This window comes from Streptomyces antnestii, assembly GCF_004005495.1.
GTDB classification, from domain to species: domain Bacteria; phylum Actinomycetota; class Actinomycetes; order Streptomycetales; family Streptomycetaceae; genus Streptomyces; species Streptomyces antnestii.
Genome location: NZ_RZYA01000020.1, coordinates 99751 through 119148, shown reverse-complemented (window position 1 = coordinate 119148; position 19398 = coordinate 99751). Strand labels below are relative to the sequence as shown.

At 71.1% G+C, this 19398-nt stretch carries 13 protein-coding genes; 10 read left to right on the top strand and 3 right to left on the bottom strand.

Features of this window, described 5'->3' with window-relative positions; all coding sequences use genetic code 11:
* The first annotated feature begins 193 nt into the window (after nucleotides 1–193).
* The 4 genes from EOT10_RS31810 (at nucleotide 194) to EOT10_RS31795 (ending at nucleotide 8101) form a co-directional block, all read left to right on the top strand.
* Nucleotides 194–982, top strand: coding sequence for an ABC transporter ATP-binding protein (locus EOT10_RS31810; protein WP_127831842.1), 789 nt, complete (start codon nucleotides 194–196; stop codon nucleotides 980–982).
* Nucleotides 979–3558 carry an ABC transporter permease gene (locus EOT10_RS31805; RefSeq protein WP_127831841.1) on the top strand — a complete coding sequence of 860 codons (2580 nt, stop codon included), beginning with the start codon at nucleotides 979–981 and terminating at the stop codon, nucleotides 3556–3558. Before EOT10_RS31810 ends, EOT10_RS31805 begins: the two co-directional genes overlap by 4 nt.
* A 203-nt stretch (nucleotides 3559–3761) precedes the next feature.
* Nucleotides 3762–7292: a transcription-repair coupling factor gene (gene mfd / locus EOT10_RS31800; RefSeq protein WP_127831840.1), complete on the top strand. Its 3531-nt coding sequence runs from the start codon at nucleotides 3762–3764 to the stop codon at nucleotides 7290–7292.
* 95 nt (nucleotides 7293–7387) lie between these two features.
* Entirely contained in the window at nucleotides 7388–8101 is a 714-nt protein-coding gene (locus EOT10_RS31795) for an HNH endonuclease family protein (RefSeq protein WP_127831839.1), read from the top strand.
* An 18-nt stretch (nucleotides 8102–8119) separates the two neighbouring features.
* Here the strand turns inward: EOT10_RS31795 and EOT10_RS31790 are convergent, their stop codons facing one another.
* Both EOT10_RS31790 and EOT10_RS31785 read right to left on the bottom strand, forming a co-directional pair.
* The gene (locus tag EOT10_RS31790; protein WP_127831838.1) at nucleotides 8120–8878 is read right to left on the bottom strand and encodes a hypothetical protein; all 759 of its coding nucleotides are present in this window, start codon (nucleotides 8876–8878) and stop codon (nucleotides 8120–8122) included.
* Between the two features lie 59 nt (nucleotides 8879–8937).
* Nucleotides 8938–9435 (bottom strand): hypothetical protein, encoded by a 498-nt coding sequence (locus EOT10_RS31785; protein WP_127831837.1) that lies wholly within the window; start codon nucleotides 9433–9435, stop codon nucleotides 8938–8940.
* Between the two features lie 221 nt (nucleotides 9436–9656).
* Here EOT10_RS31785 and EOT10_RS31780 point away from each other — a divergent pair, with 221 nt between their 5' ends.
* From EOT10_RS31780 to EOT10_RS31760, 5 genes are all read left to right on the top strand, one after another.
* The gene (locus EOT10_RS31780) at nucleotides 9657–11741 is read left to right on the top strand and encodes an N-6 DNA methylase (RefSeq protein ID WP_127831836.1); all 2085 of its coding nucleotides are present in this window, start codon (nucleotides 9657–9659) and stop codon (nucleotides 11739–11741) included.
* A 170-nt stretch (nucleotides 11742–11911) separates the two neighbouring features.
* Complete coding sequence (locus tag EOT10_RS31775; RefSeq protein WP_127831835.1) at nucleotides 11912–12538, top strand: hypothetical protein; 627 nt, start codon at nucleotides 11912–11914, stop codon at nucleotides 12536–12538.
* Nucleotides 12539–12588: 50 nt separating this feature from the next.
* Nucleotides 12589–14079 (top strand): serine/threonine-protein kinase, encoded by a 1491-nt coding sequence (locus EOT10_RS31770; protein WP_262985455.1) that lies wholly within the window; start codon nucleotides 12589–12591, stop codon nucleotides 14077–14079.
* Between the two features lie 198 nt (nucleotides 14080–14277).
* Entirely contained in the window at nucleotides 14278–14967 is a 690-nt protein-coding gene (locus EOT10_RS31765) for a SurA N-terminal domain-containing protein (protein WP_127831834.1), read from the top strand.
* Between the two features lie 33 nt (nucleotides 14968–15000).
* Nucleotides 15001–16026: a nucleoside triphosphate pyrophosphohydrolase gene (locus EOT10_RS31760; protein WP_127831833.1), complete on the top strand. Its 1026-nt coding sequence runs from the start codon at nucleotides 15001–15003 to the stop codon at nucleotides 16024–16026.
* Here the strand turns inward: EOT10_RS31760 and EOT10_RS31755 are convergent.
* Nucleotides 16020–17258: a cytochrome P450 family protein gene (locus tag EOT10_RS31755; RefSeq protein ID WP_127831832.1), complete on the bottom strand. Its 1239-nt coding sequence runs from the start codon at nucleotides 17256–17258 to the stop codon at nucleotides 16020–16022. The genes EOT10_RS31760 and EOT10_RS31755 overlap by 7 nt on opposite strands.
* Before the next feature lie 214 nt (nucleotides 17259–17472).
* On the opposite strand from EOT10_RS31755, the gene EOT10_RS31750 reads away from it, so the two are divergent.
* Entirely contained in the window at nucleotides 17473–19395 is a 1923-nt protein-coding gene (locus tag EOT10_RS31750; RefSeq protein ID WP_127831831.1) for a recombinase family protein, read from the top strand.
* The last annotated feature ends 3 nt before the right edge of the window (nucleotides 19396–19398 follow it).

Genomic DNA, 19398 nt, shown 5'->3' with positions numbered 1-19398 from the left:
AGGGGGACCTCCGTACAAGGGACGGGGGGTGCTTCGTCCGCTCGGAGGACGAGAGGGGCGGGGGGTTCTTCCTACCTTCGAGGGGTGGGGTTTTCCCCCGGGAAAGACGGTGACTTCCACCAGCGCGCCGGGGGCTCCGCGTCACCAGACTTACGTACACCGCACCGACCCGTTCAGGCATAGGAGACGTACCGTGACAACGGCTGTGACCATTCCCCGGCACGGGGGCACCGGAGGGCGTACGGCCGTTGCCGCGCGGGCGCGGCAGGTCGTCAAGGCCTACGGCTCGGGCGAGACCCGCGTCGTCGCGCTCGACCACGTCGACGTGGACATCGCCCGCGGCCAGTTCACCGCGATCATGGGCCCCTCGGGGTCGGGCAAGTCCACGCTCATGCACTGCCTCGCCGGGCTCGACAACGTCACGTCCGGGCAGATCCACCTGGACGAGACCGAGATCACCGGCCTCAAGGACAAGAAGCTCACGCAGCTGCGCAGGGACCGGATCGGCTTCATCTTCCAGGCGTTCAACCTGCTGCCGACGCTGAACGCGCTGGAGAACATCACGCTCCCCATGGACATCGCCGGCCGCAAACCCGACAGGGAGTGGCTGGACCGCGTCGTGCGGACCGTGGGCCTGGCCGAGCGCCTCAGGCACCGGCCCACCGAGCTCTCCGGCGGCCAGCAGCAGCGCGTCGCCGTGGCCCGCGCCCTCGCCGCCCGGCCGGAGATCATCTTCGGTGACGAGCCGACCGGAAACCTGGACTCGCGGGCCGGCGCCGAAGTCCTCGGCTTCCTGCGGCAGTCCGTCGACGAGCTGGGCCAGACCATCGTGATGGTCACCCACGACCCGGTCGCCGCCTCGTACGCGGACCGGGTGCTCTACCTCGCGGACGGCCGCATCGTCGACGAGATGCTGCGCCCCACCGCCGACGCCGTCCTCGACCGTATGAAGGACTTCGACGCGCGAGGCCGCACGTCATGAGTGCGAACACCATGATGAAGACGTCCGTGCGCAACTTCTTCGCGCACAAGGGGCGCATGGCCCTGTCGGCCGTCGCGGTCCTGCTGTCGGTGGCGTTCGTGTGCGGCACACTCGTCTTCACCGACACGATGGACACGACGTTCGACAAGCTGTTCGCGGCGACGTCGTCCGACGTCACCGTCAGCCCGAAGGAAGCCAAGAACGAGGGCAGCGACACCGGCCGCCCCGAGTCGATGCCGGCCTCCGCTCTCACCCGGGTCGAGCGGGCCGACGGCGTCAAGTCGGCCGAGGGCGCGGTCAGTTCGATGAACGTGACCGTCGTGAACGCGGACAACAAGAACATGGGCTCCGAGAACGGCGCCCCCACCATCGCGGGCAACTGGACCCACAACGACCTGCGGTCCATGGACATCACCTCGGGCCACGCCCCACGCGGACCCACCGAGGTCATGGTCGACTCCGACACCGCGAAGAAGCACCACCTGAAGATGGGCGACGAGCTGCGGACCATCGCCGCCACCGGCGACTTCAGGGCGAGGATCGTCGGCATCGCCTCCTTCAAGGTGACCAATCCGGGCGCGGCCGTCGTCTACTTCGACACGGCCACCGCCCAACGTGAACTCCTGGGCCGCACCGGCCAGTTCACCCAGATCAACGTCGCGGCCGACGCCGGCGTCAGCGACGCCGTGCTCAAGAAGAACGTCGCGGCGTCCCTCGACGGCCCGTACAAGTTCCAGACGCAGGCGGAGGCCGCGGACGCCAACCGCAAGGACGTCGGCTCGTTCATGGACGTCATCAAGTACGCCATGCTCGGCTTCGCCGGGATCGCCTTCCTCGTCGGCATCTTCCTGATCATCAACACGTTCTCCATGCTGGTCGCCCAGCGGACCCGCGAGATCGGCCTGATGCGGGCCGTCGGCTCCAGCCGCAAGCAGGTCAACCGCTCGGTCCTCGTCGAGGCGCTGCTGCTCGGCGTCTTCGGGTCGGTCATCGGGGTCGGCGCGGGCGTCGGACTCGCCGTCGGCCTGATGAAGATGATGTCCGCGGCGGGCATGGACCTGTCCACCGACGACCTGACGGTCCGCTGGACGACCCCGGCGATCGGGCTGCTGCTCGGCATCGTCGTCACCGTCCTCGCCGCCTACGTGCCGGCCCGCCGCGCGGGCAAGGTCTCGCCGATGGCCGCCCTCAGGGACGCGGGCACGCCCGCCGACGTCAAGGCGGGCCTGGTCCGCGGGCTCATCGGTCTCGTGCTCACGGGCGGCGGCGGCTTCGCGCTCTACACGGCGACCCAGGCCGCCAAGGCGGGCGAGGGGTCTCTGTGGCTCGGCGTCGGCATCGTCACCACGCTCGTCGGCTTCGTCGTGATCGGCCCGCTGCTCGCGGGCGGCGTGGTCCGCGTCATCAGCGCCGTACTCCTGCGGATGTTCGGCTCCGTCGGCCGGATGGCCGAGCGGAACGCGCTGCGCAACCCGCGCCGCACCGGCGCCACCGGCGCGGCACTGATGATCGGCCTCGCGCTCGTCGCCTGTCTGTCCGTCGTCGGCTCCTCCATGGTCGCCTCGGCCACCAGCGAGCTCGACAAGTCCGTCGGCGCCGACTTCATCGTCGAGGGCCAGAACGGGCTGAAGCCGCAGGCCGCCCAAGCCCTCAAGAGCGCTGGTGAGTCGGGGTACGTCTCCCACGTCACGGAGGTCAAGTTCGTCCGGACGACGCTGACCACGCCGGGCGGGGTCAAGGAGGACGAGCAGCTCGTCGCCGCGACCCCCACGTACGCCCAGGACCTGCGGCGCGAGACGACCGCCGGTGAGCTGTCGGCGGCGTACGGCAAGGACGCGATGTCGGTCGGCTCGGAGTTCGCGAAGAAGAACCACCTCAAGGTCGGCGACACGATGAAGGTCGCCTTCGACCACGGCCGCACCGTCGGCCTGAGGATCGCGGCGATCACGTCGGACGACACCACGTTCGACAAGGGCGCGATGTACATCAACCTCACGACCGCCAAGCGGTACGTGCCCGCCGACCGGCTGCCGCTGAACGGGATGATGTTCGCCAAGGCGGAGCCGGGCAAGGCCGGCCAGGCCTACAAGGCGCTGAAGTCCTCGGTCGCCGCCGACCCGACGGTCCACGTCAAGAACCAGACCGACTACAAGCAGACCCTCAAGGACCAGGTCGGCCAGATGCTCAACATGATCTACGGGCTCCTGGCCCTCGCGATCGTCGTGGCGGTCCTGGGCGTCGTGAACACGCTGGCCCTGTCGGTCGTCGAGCGGACGCGTGAGATCGGCCTGATGCGCGCCATCGGCCTCTCCCGCCGCCAGCTGCGCCGCATGATCCGCCTGGAGTCGGTGGTCATCGCCGTCTTCGGCGCGCTCCTCGGCCTCGGCCTGGGGATGGGCTGGGGCGCGACCGCCCAGAAACTGCTCGCCCTGGAGGGCCTGGACGTCCTGGAGATCCCCTGGCCGACGATCCTCACGGTCTTCGTCGGCTCGGCCTTCGTGGGCCTCTTCGCCGCCCTGATCCCGGCGTTCCGGGCGGGCCGGATGAACGTACTGAACGCGATCGCCACGGAGTAGGCGGCGGGGCCGGGACCGAGGCCCGCGGCCCCGGAGTGTCCTTCCCGGACGCTCCGGGGCCGCCGTGCGTTCCGGGGCGTGCCGATGGGATCCGCGAATGATCCGCACGCGGGTGTCGGCGGCGCGTCGTAGTCTGGAGACCCCCGGCCCGTTCGACGTGTCGGGCGGTTCGCGTTGCCCACTCTCCGGGATGGAAGACCTTCATGAGCCTGCACGGTCTGCTGGACGCCGTCGTACGAGACGACGCGCTCGCCGAAGCGGTGAAGGCCGCCACCGACGGGCACCGCCCCCATGTCGACCTGGTCGGACCGCCCGCGGCGAGGCCCTTCGCGGTGGCGGCGCTCGCGCGGCGGACGGGACGGACCGTGCTCGCCGTGACGGCGACCGGACGTGAGGCCGAGGACCTGGCCGCGGCCCTGCGCTCCCTGCTCCCGCCGGACGGCGTCGTCGAGTACCCCTCCTGGGAGACGCTGCCCCACGAGCGGCTCTCGCCCCGTTCCGACACCGTGGGCCGCCGCCTCGCCGTCCTGCGCCGCCTCGCCCACCCCCGCACCGACGACCCCGAGACCGGCCCGGTGTCGGTGGTGGTCGCCCCGGTCAGGTCGGTGCTGCAGCCGCAGGTCAAGGGCCTGGGGGACCTGGAACCCGTAGCGCTCGCCGGCGGACAGACCGCCGATCTGAACGAGATCGTCGAGGCGCTCGCCGCCGCCGCGTACGCCCGGGTCGAACTCGTCGAGAAGCGCGGCGAGTTCGCCGTGCGCGGCGGCATCCTCGACGTCTTCCCGCCGACCGAGGAGCACCCGCTCCGCGTCGAGTTCTGGGGCGACGACGTCGAGGAGATCCGCTACTTCAAGGTCGCCGACCAGAGGTCGTTGGAGGTCGCCGAGCACGGGCTGTGGGCGCCGCCCTGCCGTGAGCTGCTGCTCACCGACTCCGTGCGTGAGCGGGCCGCCGCCCTCGCCGAGGAGCACCCGGAGCTGGGCGAACTCCTCGGCAAGATCGCCGAGGGTATTGCGGTGGAAGGCATGGAATCCCTCGCGCCTGTCCTTGTCGACGACATGGAACTGCTGATCGACGTGCTTCCGGCCGGGTCCATGGCCGTCGTGTGCGACCCGGAGCGGGTGCGGACGCGCGCCTCCGACCTCGTCGCCACGTCGCAGGAGTTCCTCCAGGCGTCGTGGGCGGCCACCGCCGGCGGCGGCGAGGCCCCGATCGACGTGGACGCCGCGTCCCTGTGGTCCATCGCCGACGTCCGGGACCGGGCGCGCGAGCTGGAGATGATGTGGTGGTCGGTCTCCCCGTTCGCCGCCGACGAGGAGCTCGGGTCCGACACCCTGAAGCTCGGCATGCACGCCCCCGAGACGTACCGCGGCGACACCGCACGCGCGCTCGCCGACACCAAGGGCTGGCTGTCCGACGGCTGGCGCACGGTCTACGTCACCGAGGCGCACGGCCCCGCCGCCCGCACCGTCGAGGTCCTCGGCGGCGAGGGCATCGCGGCCCGCCTCGACCAGGACCTCACCGAGATCACGCCGTCGGTCGTGCAGGTCTCCTGCGGCTCCATCGACTACGGCTTCGTGGACCCGGCCCTGAAGCTGGCGGTCCTCACGGAGACGGACCTGACCGGCCAGAAGGCCGCGGGCAAGGACGGCCAGCGCATGCCGGCCCGCCGCCGCAAGACCATCGACCCGCTCACCCTCGAATCCGGCGACTACATCGTCCACGAGCAGCACGGCGTGGGCCGCTACATCGAGATGGCGCAGCGCGTCGTGCAGGGCGCGACCCGCGAGTACCTCGTCGTCGAGTACGCCCCGGCCAAGCGTGGCCAGCCCGGCGACCGCCTGTACATCCCGACCGACCAGCTGGAGCAGATCACCAAGTACGTCGGCGGCGAGGCCCCGACGCTGCACCGGCTCGGCGGCGCGGACTGGACGAAGACGAAGGCCCGCGCGAAGAAGGCCGTCAAGGAGATCGCCGCCGACCTGATCAAGCTGTACTCGGCGCGCATGGCGGCCCCCGGCCACTCCTTCGGCCCGGACACCCCCTGGCAGCGCGAGCTGGAGGACGCGTTCCCGTACGCGGAGACCCCCGACCAGCTCACGACGATCGCCGAGGTCAAGGAGGACATGGAGAAGACGGTCCCGATGGACCGGCTGATCTGCGGCGACGTCGGCTACGGCAAGACCGAGATCGCGGTGCGCGCCGCCTTCAAGGCGGTCCAGGACGGCAAGCAGGTAGCCGTCCTCGTCCCGACCACCCTCCTTGTCCAGCAGCACTTCGGGACGTTCTCCGAGCGCTACTCGCAGTTCCCCGTGAAGGTACGGGCGCTGTCGCGCTTCCAGACGGACACCGAGTCGAAGGCCACCCTGGAGGGCCTGCGCGACGGGGCCGTGGACATCGTCATCGGCACGCACCGCCTCTTCTCGTCCGAGACGAAGTTCAAGGACCTGGGCCTCGTCATCGTCGACGAGGAGCAGCGCTTCGGCGTCGAGCACAAGGAACAGCTGAAGAAGCTGCGGGCCAACGTGGACGTCCTGACGATGTCCGCGACCCCCATCCCCCGTACGCTCGAAATGGCCGTGACCGGCATCCGCGAGATGTCGACGATCACCACGCCGCCGGAGGAGCGCCACCCGGTCCTGACCTTCGTCGGGCCGTACGAGGAGAAGCAGATCGGCGCGGCCGTCCGGCGTGAACTGCTGCGCGAGGGCCAGGTCTTCTACATCCACAACCGCGTCGAGTCCATCGACCGCGCGGCGGCCCGCCTGCGCGACATCATCCCCGAGGCGCGCATCGCGACGGCCCACGGCCAGATGTCCGAACAGGCCCTGGAGCAGGTCGTCGTGGACTTCTGGGAGAAGAAGTTCGACGTCCTCGTCTCGACGACGATCGTCGAGTCCGGCATCGACATCTCCAACGCCAACACCCTCATCGTCGAGCGCGGCGACAACTTCGGCCTCAGCCAGCTCCACCAGCTGCGCGGCCGCGTCGGCCGAGGGCGCGAGCGCGGCTACGCGTACTTCCTCTACCCCCCGGAGAAGCCCCTCACCGAGACCGCGCACGAACGCCTCGCCACCATCGCCCAGCACACGGAGATGGGCGCGGGCATGTACGTCGCGATGAAGGACCTGGAGATCCGAGGAGCCGGAAACCTGCTGGGCGGCGAGCAGTCGGGCCACATCGCGGGCGTCGGCTTCGACCTGTACGTACGGATGGTCGGCGAGGCGGTGGCGGACTACCGCGCCTCCCTCGAAGGCGGCGTCGAGGAGGAGCCGCCCCTGGAGGTCAAGATCGAGCTCCCGGTCGACGCGCACGTCCCGCACGACTACGCCCCCGGCGAGCGCCTCCGCCTCCAGGCCTACCGCGCCATCGCCTCCGCCAACACCGAGGCGGACGTCAAGGCGGTCCGGGAGGAACTCACCGACCGCTACGGCAAGTTGCCCGAACCGGTCGAGAACCTGCTGCTCGTCGCCGGCCTGCGCATGCTCGCCCGGGCGTGCGGAGTCGGCGAGATCGTCCTCCAGGGCAACAACATCCGCTTCGCCCCGGTGGAGCTGAGGGAGTCGCAGGAGCTGCGTCTCAAGCGCCTCTACCCGGGCACGGTCATCAAGGCGGCCGCGCACCAGGTCCTCGTCCCGCGCCCCAAGACCGCGAAGGTCGGCGGCAAGCCGCTCGTCGGACGTGAACTGCTGGGCTGGGTGGGGGAGTTCCTGGCGTCGATCCTGGGGTCGTAGCGACTGCTTCCACGGGCGCCCCCGTGCGCCCCGGTCGCCGGGGCGCACACCCGGTACGGTGACACCGGAACCGGAAGAGCAGGGGGAGTGTCGTGATGCGAGGCGCAGCGCGGGCCGCCGTCACCGTCGTCCTGGTGGCCGTTGCCGCCACCGGATGCGGTGTGGACCAGCACGGCGGGTCCGGGTCCGGGCCCGAGTACAAGGCGGGCGGCGCGCTGGACGCCGTGAACTCGCTGACCGTCAAGGGCCGCGCGCCCAAGACCGGTTATGCGAGGGAACGATTCGGCAGCGCCTGGGCCGACACCGACTCGAACGGCTGCGACACCCGGGACGACATCCTCAAGCGGGACCTGAAGGACGTGAGGTTCCGGGGCGGGAACTGCACGGTGGTGTCCGGGACGCTCGCCTCCGACCCCTACACCGGCAGCGAGATCGCCTTCGTGCGCGGCCGCAGCCAGGTCGACATCGACCATCTGGTGGCACTCTCCGACGCCTGGCAGAAGGGCGCGCAGCGGTGGGACGCGAGCAAGCGCATCGCCCTGGCCAACGACCCGCTCAACCTCCTCGCGGTCGACGCGGGCCCCAACCGCAGCAAGGGCGAGGGCGACACGGCGACGTGGCTGCCGCCCCGCAAGGCGTACCGCTGCACGTATGTCGCCGGGCAGGTCGCCGTGAAGAAGAAGTACGGCCTTTGGGTGACCGCGGGTGAGCGGGACGCCATGAAGCGGGTGCTGTCCGGCTGCCCCGGCCAGGCGCTGCCCGAGGGCGGCAACCCGACGTCGGCGCCGGCCCGCTTCCACGCGCGCTGACCCGGCAGCCGCAGCGGCTCAGCCGCCCATCTTGTCCAGGTCGACGACGTCCTTGTCGGCCGGTGCGGTGGCGTGGACCGGCTGGTCGTAGCCGCTGAAGGTGAGCGAGCTCGGGTTCTTGGCCGACTTGGTGACGAGCTTGAGCACGTACGGCTTGCCCTCGGCCGCCACGTAGATCGTGTAGTCGTCCTTGCCGTCGGACTCGGTGAGCGTGAACGCGGGAGTGCCGTCGACCGTCGTCTCCTTGCCCTTGCGGGCGACCGTGTCGTTGCTCTTGAAGTCCGCGAGCATCGTGTCGAGGTCGCAGAAGTCGGTCATCTCCTTGCTGTCGGGGCTGTCCGCCTTCGACTTCATCCAGCGCCCGGCGAGCATCTTCACGACGGCGTCGGTGTCTGCCTTGGACTCGCCCTTGGACTGGGCGCGCAGGAACGCCTCGTCGGACTTGAGGTAGAGGGTGGGGCCCGTCCTGACCAGGTCGACCCTGCCCTGCCCGGACATGCCCATCGAGCCGGTGCACTCGCCCTTCCGGTCGAGGGCGACGTCGAGCGCGATCTGCCCGCCCTCGCCGTCGGGGGCGTGGCCCTTGACGGTGAGCGACGAGGCGGCGCGGGTGGCCTTCATGGCCTTGTTGACGATCTGGGGGCCGGACAGGTCGGCGAAGGGAGCCTTCGGCTTGTCGTTCCCGGCGCCTTCGCCGGGCCCGCCGGGTCCGCAGGCGGTGAGCGAGAGGGCGGCGGTGGCGGTCAGGCAGAGGGCGGCAAGTGTGCTGCGGCGCATGGGAGTTCTCCCCCGGAAGTAATCGATCGTGGTGTGGGTGGTGCGGCGGTGGGCGGCCGTCAGAAGTTGCCGTTGGTGATGATTTCGCCGTCGGCGTCGTAGACCGAGACGAGGCCGTTCTTGCTGTCCTTCCAGTCCGCGAACGCGGAGGCGATCAGCTTGGCGGGGCCGGCGCCCTTGCCCATCAGGCCGCCGGTGAAGTCGGTGTAGACGTCGGCGCTGTCGAGGATGTCGTTCTGCTCGTCGGCGCCCTGGATCTTGGTGATGTGGGAGACGGCGTCCTTCTCCTTGGGCGTGCCGTTCTTGGCGACGAAGGCCTTGAACTGCTGGGCCTGGGTGCCCTTGTTCGCCGAGTCGGCCTTCTTCGCGGAGTCCGCCTTCCCGACCGCGCCTCCGGATCCGGCCGCGTCCCCGGACCCGCCCGCGTTCTTGTCCGCGGTGGCGGAGGGCTTGCGGTCGTTGCCGCCGTCCCCGTTGTCTCCCGAGTTCGCGGACACGACACCGATGACGACGATCCCGACGACGGCACCCAGCGCGACCTTGGTCTTCATGCCCATGGCAGATCCCCCCCCAAAGAAGGCGGCCTCCCGATTCCGGCGACCGCTCGTTTCGATGGGTCAATAAGAGCAGAGCCTGTGAACCGAGTCAACACGGTTCACAGGATCGAGTGTGTACACGTGCGTGAATGGGTCGCTTACGTGTACGCGGGTATGCTCGGCGCCACAGTCACGGGCGCCACAGTCAGTGGGGAAGCCGAGGGACGAGGGGAGCACGCCGGGTGCAGGACAACGCCACAGAAGTCACCGCGGCCGGGATCGCCCGGCTCGCCGGGGTCGGCCGCGCCGCCGTCAGCAACTGGCGCCGCCGCCACCCCGACTTCCCCAAACCCGTCGGCGGCACCGAGACCAGCCCCTCCTTCGCCCTCACCGACGTCGAGAACTGGCTGCGCGAGCAGGGCAAGCTCGCCGAGGTCCCGCTGCGCGAACGCGTCTGGCAGCAGCTCGCAGGACACCCCGCAGGACCCGGCGTCGCCCTCCTGCACACCGGCTGCGCCCTGCTCCTCGTCCACGACCGCCCCACCGACTGGCTCGACCTCGCCGCCGCCTCCGACACCCACCTCGCCGAGCGCCTCCCCGCCGCACTCGACGACGTCCTCACCCGCCGCTTCGGCCCCGAGGGCGACCGCGCGGTGAGCCTCACCGGCACCGGACTCGCGCCCTCCGTCCCCCTGCTGCGCGGCGCCGCCGAACTCGCCGCCGAACTCGGCGCCCGCCAGACCTACGAGTTCCTCCTCGGCCGCCATCTCGACGCCAACCCGCGCCAGTACACGCTCACCCCCGCCGGCCCCGCCGCCCTCATGGCCGCCCTCGCCGGACCCGCCCGCACCGTCCTCGACCCCGCCTGCGGCACCGGCGCCCTCCTGCGCGCCGTCCGTGACCTCACCCCGGGACCCGGCCGGCACCTCTACGGCCAGGACAGCGCCCCCGACCTCGCCGCCCTCACCGCGCTGCGCCTCGCCCTCGGCACCCCGGCCGCCGACGGCGCCACCGTGCGCACCGCGGCCGGCGACACCCTGCGCGCCGACGCGTTCCCCGACGTCCGCGCCGACGCCGTCCTCGCCCACCCCCCGTTCAACGAACGCAACTGGGGCCACGACGAACTCGCCTACGACGCCCGCTGGGAGTACGGCTTCCCGGCCCGCACCGAGTCCGAACTCGCCTGGATCCAGCACGCGCTCGCCCGCCTGCGCGACGGCGGCACCGCCGTCCTGCTGATGCCGCCCGCCGCCGCGTCGCGCCGCTCCGGCCGCCGTATCCGCGCCGACCTCCTGCGCCGCGGCGCCCTGCGCGCCGTGATCGCCCTGCCCGCCGGATCGGTCCCGCCCAACAACATCCCGCTGCACCTGTGGGTCCTGCGCAGGCCCGGCGCCGGCACCCCGCCCGCGCCCGAACTCCTCCTCGTCGAGACGACCGGCGGCACGCCCGCAGGCCCCGGCGACGGGCGCGACAGACTGCCGTGGGAGCAGGTACAGGAGGCCGTGCTCGACGCCTGGCGGACCTTCGACCGCGACGGCACCCTCGACGAGCGCCCCGGCATCGCCCGCTCGGTGCCCGTCATCGAACTCCTCGACGACGAGGTCGACCTCGCGCCCGCACGCCGCCTCCCGCCCCCGGCAGCGGGCGGCGGCGCCGAGGAACTCGCCGAGGTCCGCGCCCGCCTCGGCGACACCCTGCGGCTCACCGCCGACCGCGCCCCCGACACCCCGCCACCCGCCCCCGTCCCGGCCCGCTGGCCCCAGACGACGGTCGGTGAACTCGCCCGCGCGGGCGCCCTGTTGCTCCGGACCACCACGGCGGCCTCAGGGACCACCGGCGGCGCCACCTCGCGCGTCCCCGTCCTCACCGACCACGACGTCCTCGCCGGGACCGCGCCCTCCGGCTCACCCCTGGGCGGCGACGAGGAACCCGTACTCGTCGAGACCGGCGACGTCGTCGTCCCCCTCGCCGGCGGCGGCGCCGTCGTCCGCGTCGTCGACGAGGCCACCGCGGGCGCCGCACTCGGCCGCGGCCTGACCCTGCTGCGCCCCGACCGGGCCGCCCTCGACCCCTGGTTCCTCGCCGGCTTCCTGCGCGGCACCGCCAACAACCGGCAGGCCAGCAGCTACGCGTCCACCGCCACCCGCCTCGACGTCCGCCGCCTCCAACTGCCCCGCCTGCCGCTCGCCGACCAGCACCGCTACGGCGAACGCTTCCGCGCCCTCGCCGAGTTCGAGGACGCCCTGCGCCAGGCCGCCCGCCTCGGCGAACAGCTCGTACGGGGCCTGCACGACGGACTCACGGACGGCACACTCGGCCCCGAGTGAACCCCCGAGTGACGTCCCGGCGACGCCCCGAGTGAACCCCGTGTGGTTCCCGAGTGACGCAGTCGACATCGCTCCGACAACGGTTCCGTACAACCCGGGGCCGGTTGTCGGAGTCGGCCTATACGCTCGACACACAACGGACCCGTCAGCAGGATCAAGCAGGAGCGGCCATGCACGGCAACGGCTATATGCCACCGCCACAACGCCCGTCGGAGGGCGGGCAGATCGCGTTGCGTGTGCTGTTCGTGGCCCTGGCCGTGCTGAGCGTCGGCTTCCTCGCGTGGACGGTGCTCCTGCGTCTCGCCCTGACGACCCGCAGCAGGACGGACTGGATCGTCTTCGGGTCCGTCACCGCGCTCCAGGCCGGCACGCTCGCCCTGCTCACCACCGACCCCGGGGTCGACGAGTTCACCACCTGGCGGGGCGACGTCGGCATGACGATCATGATGCTCACGCTCCTCGGCGTCGTCACGTACTACCTCATCGCCGACATCCGCCACAGCCGCACGAGACGCCCCGCGTTCTACGGCGGCTACGCGATCGGCTACCAGCCGCAGCAGCCCCCGGTCGACCGGCCCGCGTACGGATACCCGCAGGCGCCGCACTACGCATCCGCACCCACCCCGCCGCCTGTGACCACCCCCGTCCACGCGCAGCCCACCCAGACTGCGGGCCCCGCCCCCACACCCGTACCCGCGCCCGCCCCCTACGCGCCCCAGGCCCACCGCATCGACCAGGTCCGCGCCGAGCTCGACGAACTCAGCGACTACCTGCGAAAGCAGGAAGGCGACCGGTGAGCAAGCCCCTGAGCGCGTCCGGCGGACAGCTCGTCGCCGGACGCTACGAGCTGTCCACCCTCATCGGCCAGGGCGGCATGGGCCAGGTCTGGACCGCGTACGACCAGCGGCTCGACCGCCGCGTCGCCGTGAAATTGCTGCGCCCCGACCGCGTCGCGGGCCAGGAGGCCGACGAGCTGCGCCGCCGCTTCGTCCGCGAGTGCCGCGTCACCGCCCAGGTCGACCACCCCGGCCTCGTCACCGTCCACGACGCCGGCACCCAGGGCGAGGACCTCTACCTCGTCATGCAGTACGTCGACGGCGCCGACCTCTCCGACCACCTCGCCGAACACGACCCCTACCCGTGGCAGTGGGCCGTCTCCGTCGCGGCCCAGCTGTGCGCCGTCCTGTGCGCGGTGCACGCCGTGCCGATCGTGCACCGCGACCTCAAGCCGCGGAACGTGATGGTCAAACAGGACGGCACCATCACCGTCCTCGACCTCGGCGTCGCCTCCGTCCTCGACACCGACACCACCCGCCTCACCCACACCGGATCCCCCATCGGCAGCCCCGCCTACATGGCCCCCGAACAGGCCATGGGCGGCGCCGTCGGCCCCTACACCGACCTGTACGCCCTCGGGGTCCTGCTCCACGAACTCCTCAGCGGAGACGTCCCCTTCGCGGGCTCCACCGCCCTCGGCGTCCTGCACCGCCACCTCTACGAACCCCCGCTCCCCGTCCGCCGCCTGCGCCCCGAAGTCCCCGAAGCCCTCGAAGCGCTCGTCCTGCGCCTCCTCGCCAAGGACCCGCAAGCCCGCCCCGCCTCCGCCCAGGAGACGTACGAGGCCCTGCTCCCCCTCCTTCCCGCGCGCGGCATCCCCACCGGCGGCCCCCTCGACCCCACCCGCCCCTTCCTGCGCCCGCACGCCCCCTGGCCCGACCGCGCCCGCACCCCCGCCCCGCAGGCCGCCGCCCCCACACCCCACACCGACCAGGGCACGACCGACGTCGCCGGCGCCGTCGACGAGGTCAAACGGCTCCTCGGCGAAGGCCGCATCACCCAGGCCGTCGACATCCTCGGCGCGATCCTGCCCACCGCCGCCGCCCAGCACGGCGAGCACTCACCCGTCGTCCGCACCCTGCGCAAGCAGTACGCCGCCACCCTCATGGACGACGGCCAGTACCGCCGCGCCCTCCCCGAGCTGCGCCGCCTCGCCGACGAGCGCGCCGCCGAAGCCGGCCAGGCCGACCCCCAGGCCCTCCGCTTCCGCTACGAGGCCGCACAATGCCTCGAACAACTCGGCGAACCGGCCGCCGCGCTGGCCGAATACCGCGCCCTGCTCCCGTACTACGAGAACCAGTACGCGACCACGGACCTCACCCTGCCCCTCGAAGTCCGGCGCCGCATCGGCCACCTGCTCCTCGCACTCGGCGACCGGGCCGCCGCCCACGACACCCTCGTACGCCTCCTGCACGACGCGGAACGACTCCAGGGACCCGGCCACCCCTTCCCGGCCGAAATCCGCCGCACCCTGCAGTGGCTGGGACAGGTCAGGGGCTGACCCGCGACCGGCCACCCTCGGGGGGAGTACCCCAACTCCCGGCGAATCGTTGGGTCGAATAGGTGGCCGAGAGCACGGCCACTGCCTAACATCGATCACCGCCGGACTTTGTGCGCCCGCCCGTCGCCCGACCACCACCCCTGGTCGAGGCGCTGCGCGCCGCAGAATGTCCACAAACTCCTCGCTGGGAGGCCCACCTTGCACCGCCGCCACAGCCGCAACAGCCGCCGCGCCGCGCTCGTCCTCTCCTCCGCCGCCGTAGCAGCGGTCCCCCTCCTCACCGCCTGCGGCAGCGACGCGCACCCCGGCGCCGCGGCCGTCGTGGGCAGCGAACGCATCACCGTCTCCCAGCTCCAGAACCGGGTGAACGAGGTACGCGACGCCCAGCAGGCCGCCACCAAGGACAGCGCCCAGTACGGACAGGCCATCGCCAAGTCCGGCGGCCTCACCCGCAGCACCCTCAGCTCCATGGTCTTCGACCGCGTCCTGCACCGCGCCGCCACCGACGCCGGGATCACCGTCACCCGCAAGCAGATCCAGGCCCACGAAGCCGGGATGGCACAGCAGACCGGCGGCGTCCGGCAGATGCGGCTCGCCCTGCTCGAGCAGTACAACATCGCCCCCCAGCGCATCGACGAGTTCGCCCGCACCGACATCGAGGTGATGGCACTCGCCCAGCACGTCGGCGCGAACATGCAGTCCCAGTCCGCGGCCGACCAGGCCCCCTTCTGGAAGGCCCTCGACCAGGCCTCCAAGGAGCTGAACGTCGACCTGAACCCGCGCTACGGCACCTGGGACATCACCAGGACCCACGGCCGCGCCGACCTGAAGACCCCCTGGGTGCGCGAGGTCACGGCCGCCGGGGCCGAGGGCCACCAGACGACGTAGGGCTCGGGGGGCGGCCTGGGTTACGTTCGACACGTGAACGCCGAGAACACCCCCGCCGCCGAGCCCGCCGAGCCCGCCGAGAAGGCCCCCACCGGCCGCATCGTCCTGCTCACCACCAGCCACCGCGTCGCCCCCGGCCTGCTGTCCTGGCAGGCCTGGCAGCTCCTGCACAGCGCCGACGAGGTGCTGTGCGCCGACGCCGCCCACCCGCAGCTCCCGTATCTGCGGGAGGCGGGCATCGCGGTGACGGAGGCGGCACCCACCGCCCGCGAGCTCGTCGACGCCTGCGCCGACGGCGGCCGCACCCTCGTCGTCCTCACCACCGCCGAGGGCGACCGGCGCCTCACCGACGGCCTCGCCACCCTCGCCGGCTCCGGCCGCGTCGCCATGCCCGACCTGGAACTGCTCCCCGCCTCCTACGACCTGCCCGGCGCCCGCCTCCTCGACCTCGTCCAGGTCATGGACCGCATCCGCCGCGAATGCCCCTGGTCCTCCCGCCAGACCCACAAGGGCCTCGCGAAGTACGCGATCGAGGAGGCGTACGAACTCGTCGAGGCGATCGAGGACGGCGACCGGGACGAGCTCCGCGAGGAGCTCGGGGACGTCCTCCTCCAGGTCGTCTTCCACGCGCGCATCGCGGAGGAGGCCTCCGGGGAGGAAGGGGAGGAGCCGTTCTCCATCGACGACGTCGCCGGCGGCATCGTCGAAAAACTCATCCACCGCCACCCCCACGTCTTCGGCGACGACACGGCCCTCACCCCGGAGGACGTGAAGGAGCACTGGCAGCGCACGAAGGCCGTCGAGAAGCAGCGCGAGTCGGTCACGGACGGCGTCCCGCTGACCCAGCCGGGCCTCGCCCTCGCCGCCAAACTCGGCTCCCGCGTCCGCACGGCCGGCCTCGACGTCCCCGCACCCCTCGGCGAGGGCATCGGCTACGACCTCCTCACCCTCGCCCTGCGCGCAGAGGCCGACGGAACAGACCCGGAAGCGGCCCTGCGAGCGGCGGCCCGCACGTACCGCGACGCGATCCGGGCGGCGGAGGGGCTGACGGCTCAGTGAGGAGTGAATTCCACCGGAAGGGTCCGCAGCCCGCGCATGATGAGCCCTCCGCGCCACCGCAGATCAGCGGGGTCGCCGGACAGCGAGAGATCCGGTAGGCGACGCAACAGAGTCTCGATGGCGGTGGTGCCTTCCAGACGGGCCAGCGGTGCGCCGAGGCAGTAGTGGATTCCGTGGCCGTAGCCGAGGTGCTGGTTGTCACGGCGGGAGAGGTCGAGCGTGTCCGGCTCAGCGAAACGGGCGGGGTCGCGGTCCGCGGCGGCCAGGACGACCAGCACCGGGTCGCCGGCGGCGATGCTCTGTCCGCCGATGGTGAGTGGCTCGGTGGCGAAACGCCACGTGGCGAGTTCTACGGGACCGTCGTAGCGGAGCAGCTCCTCGATGCCGGTGTCCAGCAGTTCCCGTTCGCCGCCCTCGATCGATGCCTGGAGCCGGGCTCGCTGCTCAGGGTTTCCCAGGAGCGCGTACACCCCGTTGCCGATCAGATTGATGGTGGTCTCAAAACCTGCGAACAACAGTACGAAACACATTGCGGCGGCCTCGTTCTCCGTGAGGTGCTCGCCGTGGTCGGAGGCGCGGATGAGGCCGGAGATGAGGTCGTCGCCGGGTTCATTGCGCTTGCGGTGGATGAGTTCGGCGAGGTAGCCGCGGATCTTCTTGACGGAGCGGGCGACACCGCCGCGCGGGCCTCCGCCGTGCCGGATCATCATCCCCGCCCAGTCGCGGAAGTCGTCCTGGTCCTCGGGCGGAACACCGAGCAGGTCGCAGATCGCGTAGATGGGGAGGGGGAAGGCGAAGTCGTGAATGAGGTCGGCCCGGCCCTGCGATGCAAACCCGTCGATGAGGTCGTCCGCCAGCTCCTGAACCCGCGGCGCGAATTCGGCCACGCGCCGAGGCGTGAACGCCTTGGAGACGAGTCGGCGAAGCCGGGTGTGGTCCGGCGGGTCGATGTTGAGCAGATGCGTCATCAGGTTGGCGCTGCGCTCGCCGGGGATGCCGGTCTTGCTCTTGCCCTGTGCGTCCTCGGCATGATGCTCGGGATTCTTCGACAGCCGGCTGTCCGCGAGGGCCTGGCGCGCGTCGGCGTAGCGGGTCACCAGCCATGCTTCGACGCCACTGGGCAGTTTCGTCCTGTGGACGGGGGAGTTTTCCCGCAGCCAGGCATAGGCGGGATACGGATCCGAGGCGAACTCCCAGGTGAAGAGTTCGGGTGCGGCGTTCGGGGCGTTCACGACTCGACCGTATAGGGAGCCGTGCGGTGCATCCGCGCCCGAGAGGCCTTGAGTTGCTTTGGCGCGATAGGGGACGCCCGAAGAATTATGCGGATTACGGCACGGCTTGGGCCGTAAATGGCTAGGTTCGCGGCAACGCAAAGGGCCCCGAAGCTGGCTAGAGCTCCGGGGCCGTACCAGCCGTGAAGGGGCTGATGTGTCCAAAGCTACAGCTATGCCCGCGCCCATGTCCGTGCCCGGTCGCCGGCCGGATTCCCCGCCGCCCGTCCGCGCGGCCCTGATGCTTCGCGTGTCCACGAAGGAACAGGTGAAGGGATACGGGCTCGACGTGCAGGAGGAGGCGGGGCGCGCCTACGTCGGGGGCAGGCCTGGATGGGTTCTTCCGCCCGACCTGATCTTCAAGGACAGGGGTGTGCCGGGAGCCGTCGTCGACCGCCCTGCCATGCGGGCCCTCGAACAGGCCGTCCGGCAGGGGCGCGTGGACGTGATCGTGGTCCACGACTTCGACCGTGTCGGCCGCACCGGTCAGGCGTTCTGGACGTGGATCTGGGCGATGGAGGACCTCGGTGTCGACTTCGTCTCCGTCACGCAGGACATCGACACCACCACGCCGCTCGGCCGCCGCCAGTTGCAGTTCCATGCCATGCGGGCTGAGGCCGAATGGAATCTCGTCCGTGACCGCACGCAGTCCGGCCGCCAGCGCAAGGCCCTGACCGGCGGCTGGCCCGGTGGCCCACCGCCGTGGGGATACGCCATCGAAGGCCTCGGCCGACGAAGGTCGGTGCTCGTCATCGACGACGACGAAGCGGCGGTCGTCCGCAAAGCGGTCAGTCTCGTCGTTGACGAGGGCAAGAACATCTCAGCCACGGCACGGGAGTTGAACCGGCTCGGGCTCCTGACGCGCAGCGGTCGGCCATGGAGCGCGGCCAACCTCTACCGCCGTCTCAGGAGCCCGTCGTTGCTCGGGGGCGAGATCGTCTTCCGGAATCCTCTGGGCAGCGGAAGGAATCGCACCAAATTGGATGAGGGAGGCCTTCCTCTGCACGGGGACAGCGTGACGATCCGGGTTCCCCGGCTCATCTCGGCCGACCGGGCCCGGGAACTCGGCGACGCCATGGCGCAGAACGGGCACCGCGTGCACTCGGCGGCCGGCGTGTATCCCCTCACGGGCCGGATCGTCGGGCGATGCGGACACCGCTATGTCGGCGCCTACCGGAACTGCGATGACACCCGGTACTACCGGTGCGGTGGCGGTAACAACGGCAAGGGGCGCGAGTCGGGCTGCGGCGACCCCTACCTGACGGCCATTGATGTCGAGGCCTCTGTCTGGCGGGAAATTGTGACGTTCCTCGCTGGGCCGGAGTGCATCGAGGGGGCGTTCACCCCTCCGGTCGGACTGTCTCCCGGTGACATCGATAAGCAGCCGGAGCGAGTCGCGGCCTTCGAGGCGGATCTTCAGGGGAAGCGGGACGTCGCTGCACGAGCTGTGGTCGACATGGCGCGCAGTCCCGGCTTCGACGAGTCGGTCAGGGACGCCGTCATGAGGCAGCTCGACGAGGATGTGCGGAGCGCATCGCTGCTGCTGTCCAGGGCGCGAGAGGTTCTCGCGGGACGGGTGCGGGTGGAGGCGGAGGCCGGGAAGGCCGTGGATCTCGTCGCGATCGCCCGAGCGGGTACTCGGGAGCTGACTCTGTCCGAAATGGGGGAAGTGATCGCCCTGTTGGATGTAGGAGTGCGGCCGCTCGGAGAAGTCCGGAAGAGGTCCGGGGTCAAGTGCAAGGTGACCGAATGGCACGAGCGGACGGGCGTGCCAGTGCCCGAAGAGGTGACGGAGGCGCGGTGGCCTGCCGTCGAGGAGGTCATGAAGTCCTTCTTCCGACGCCGTCAGTTCGCTCGGGGCACCGTGGACGTCAGGACCCAGGTGAACGGCATTCTCCACAGGCTGCGGACGGGATGCCTGTGGGACGAACTTCCTGACCGGTACGGCACGTGGGCACTCGCCAAGGACCGGCAGAACACCTGGTTCAAGAAGGGTTTCTGGCCACTGCTCGTCGAGCACTTGAATGCAGCCGGGGGAGGTGCTCCGGTGCGGCGAGAGCGTCAGGTCCCGCCGCTGGACATCACGTGGCGGAGCTGACGG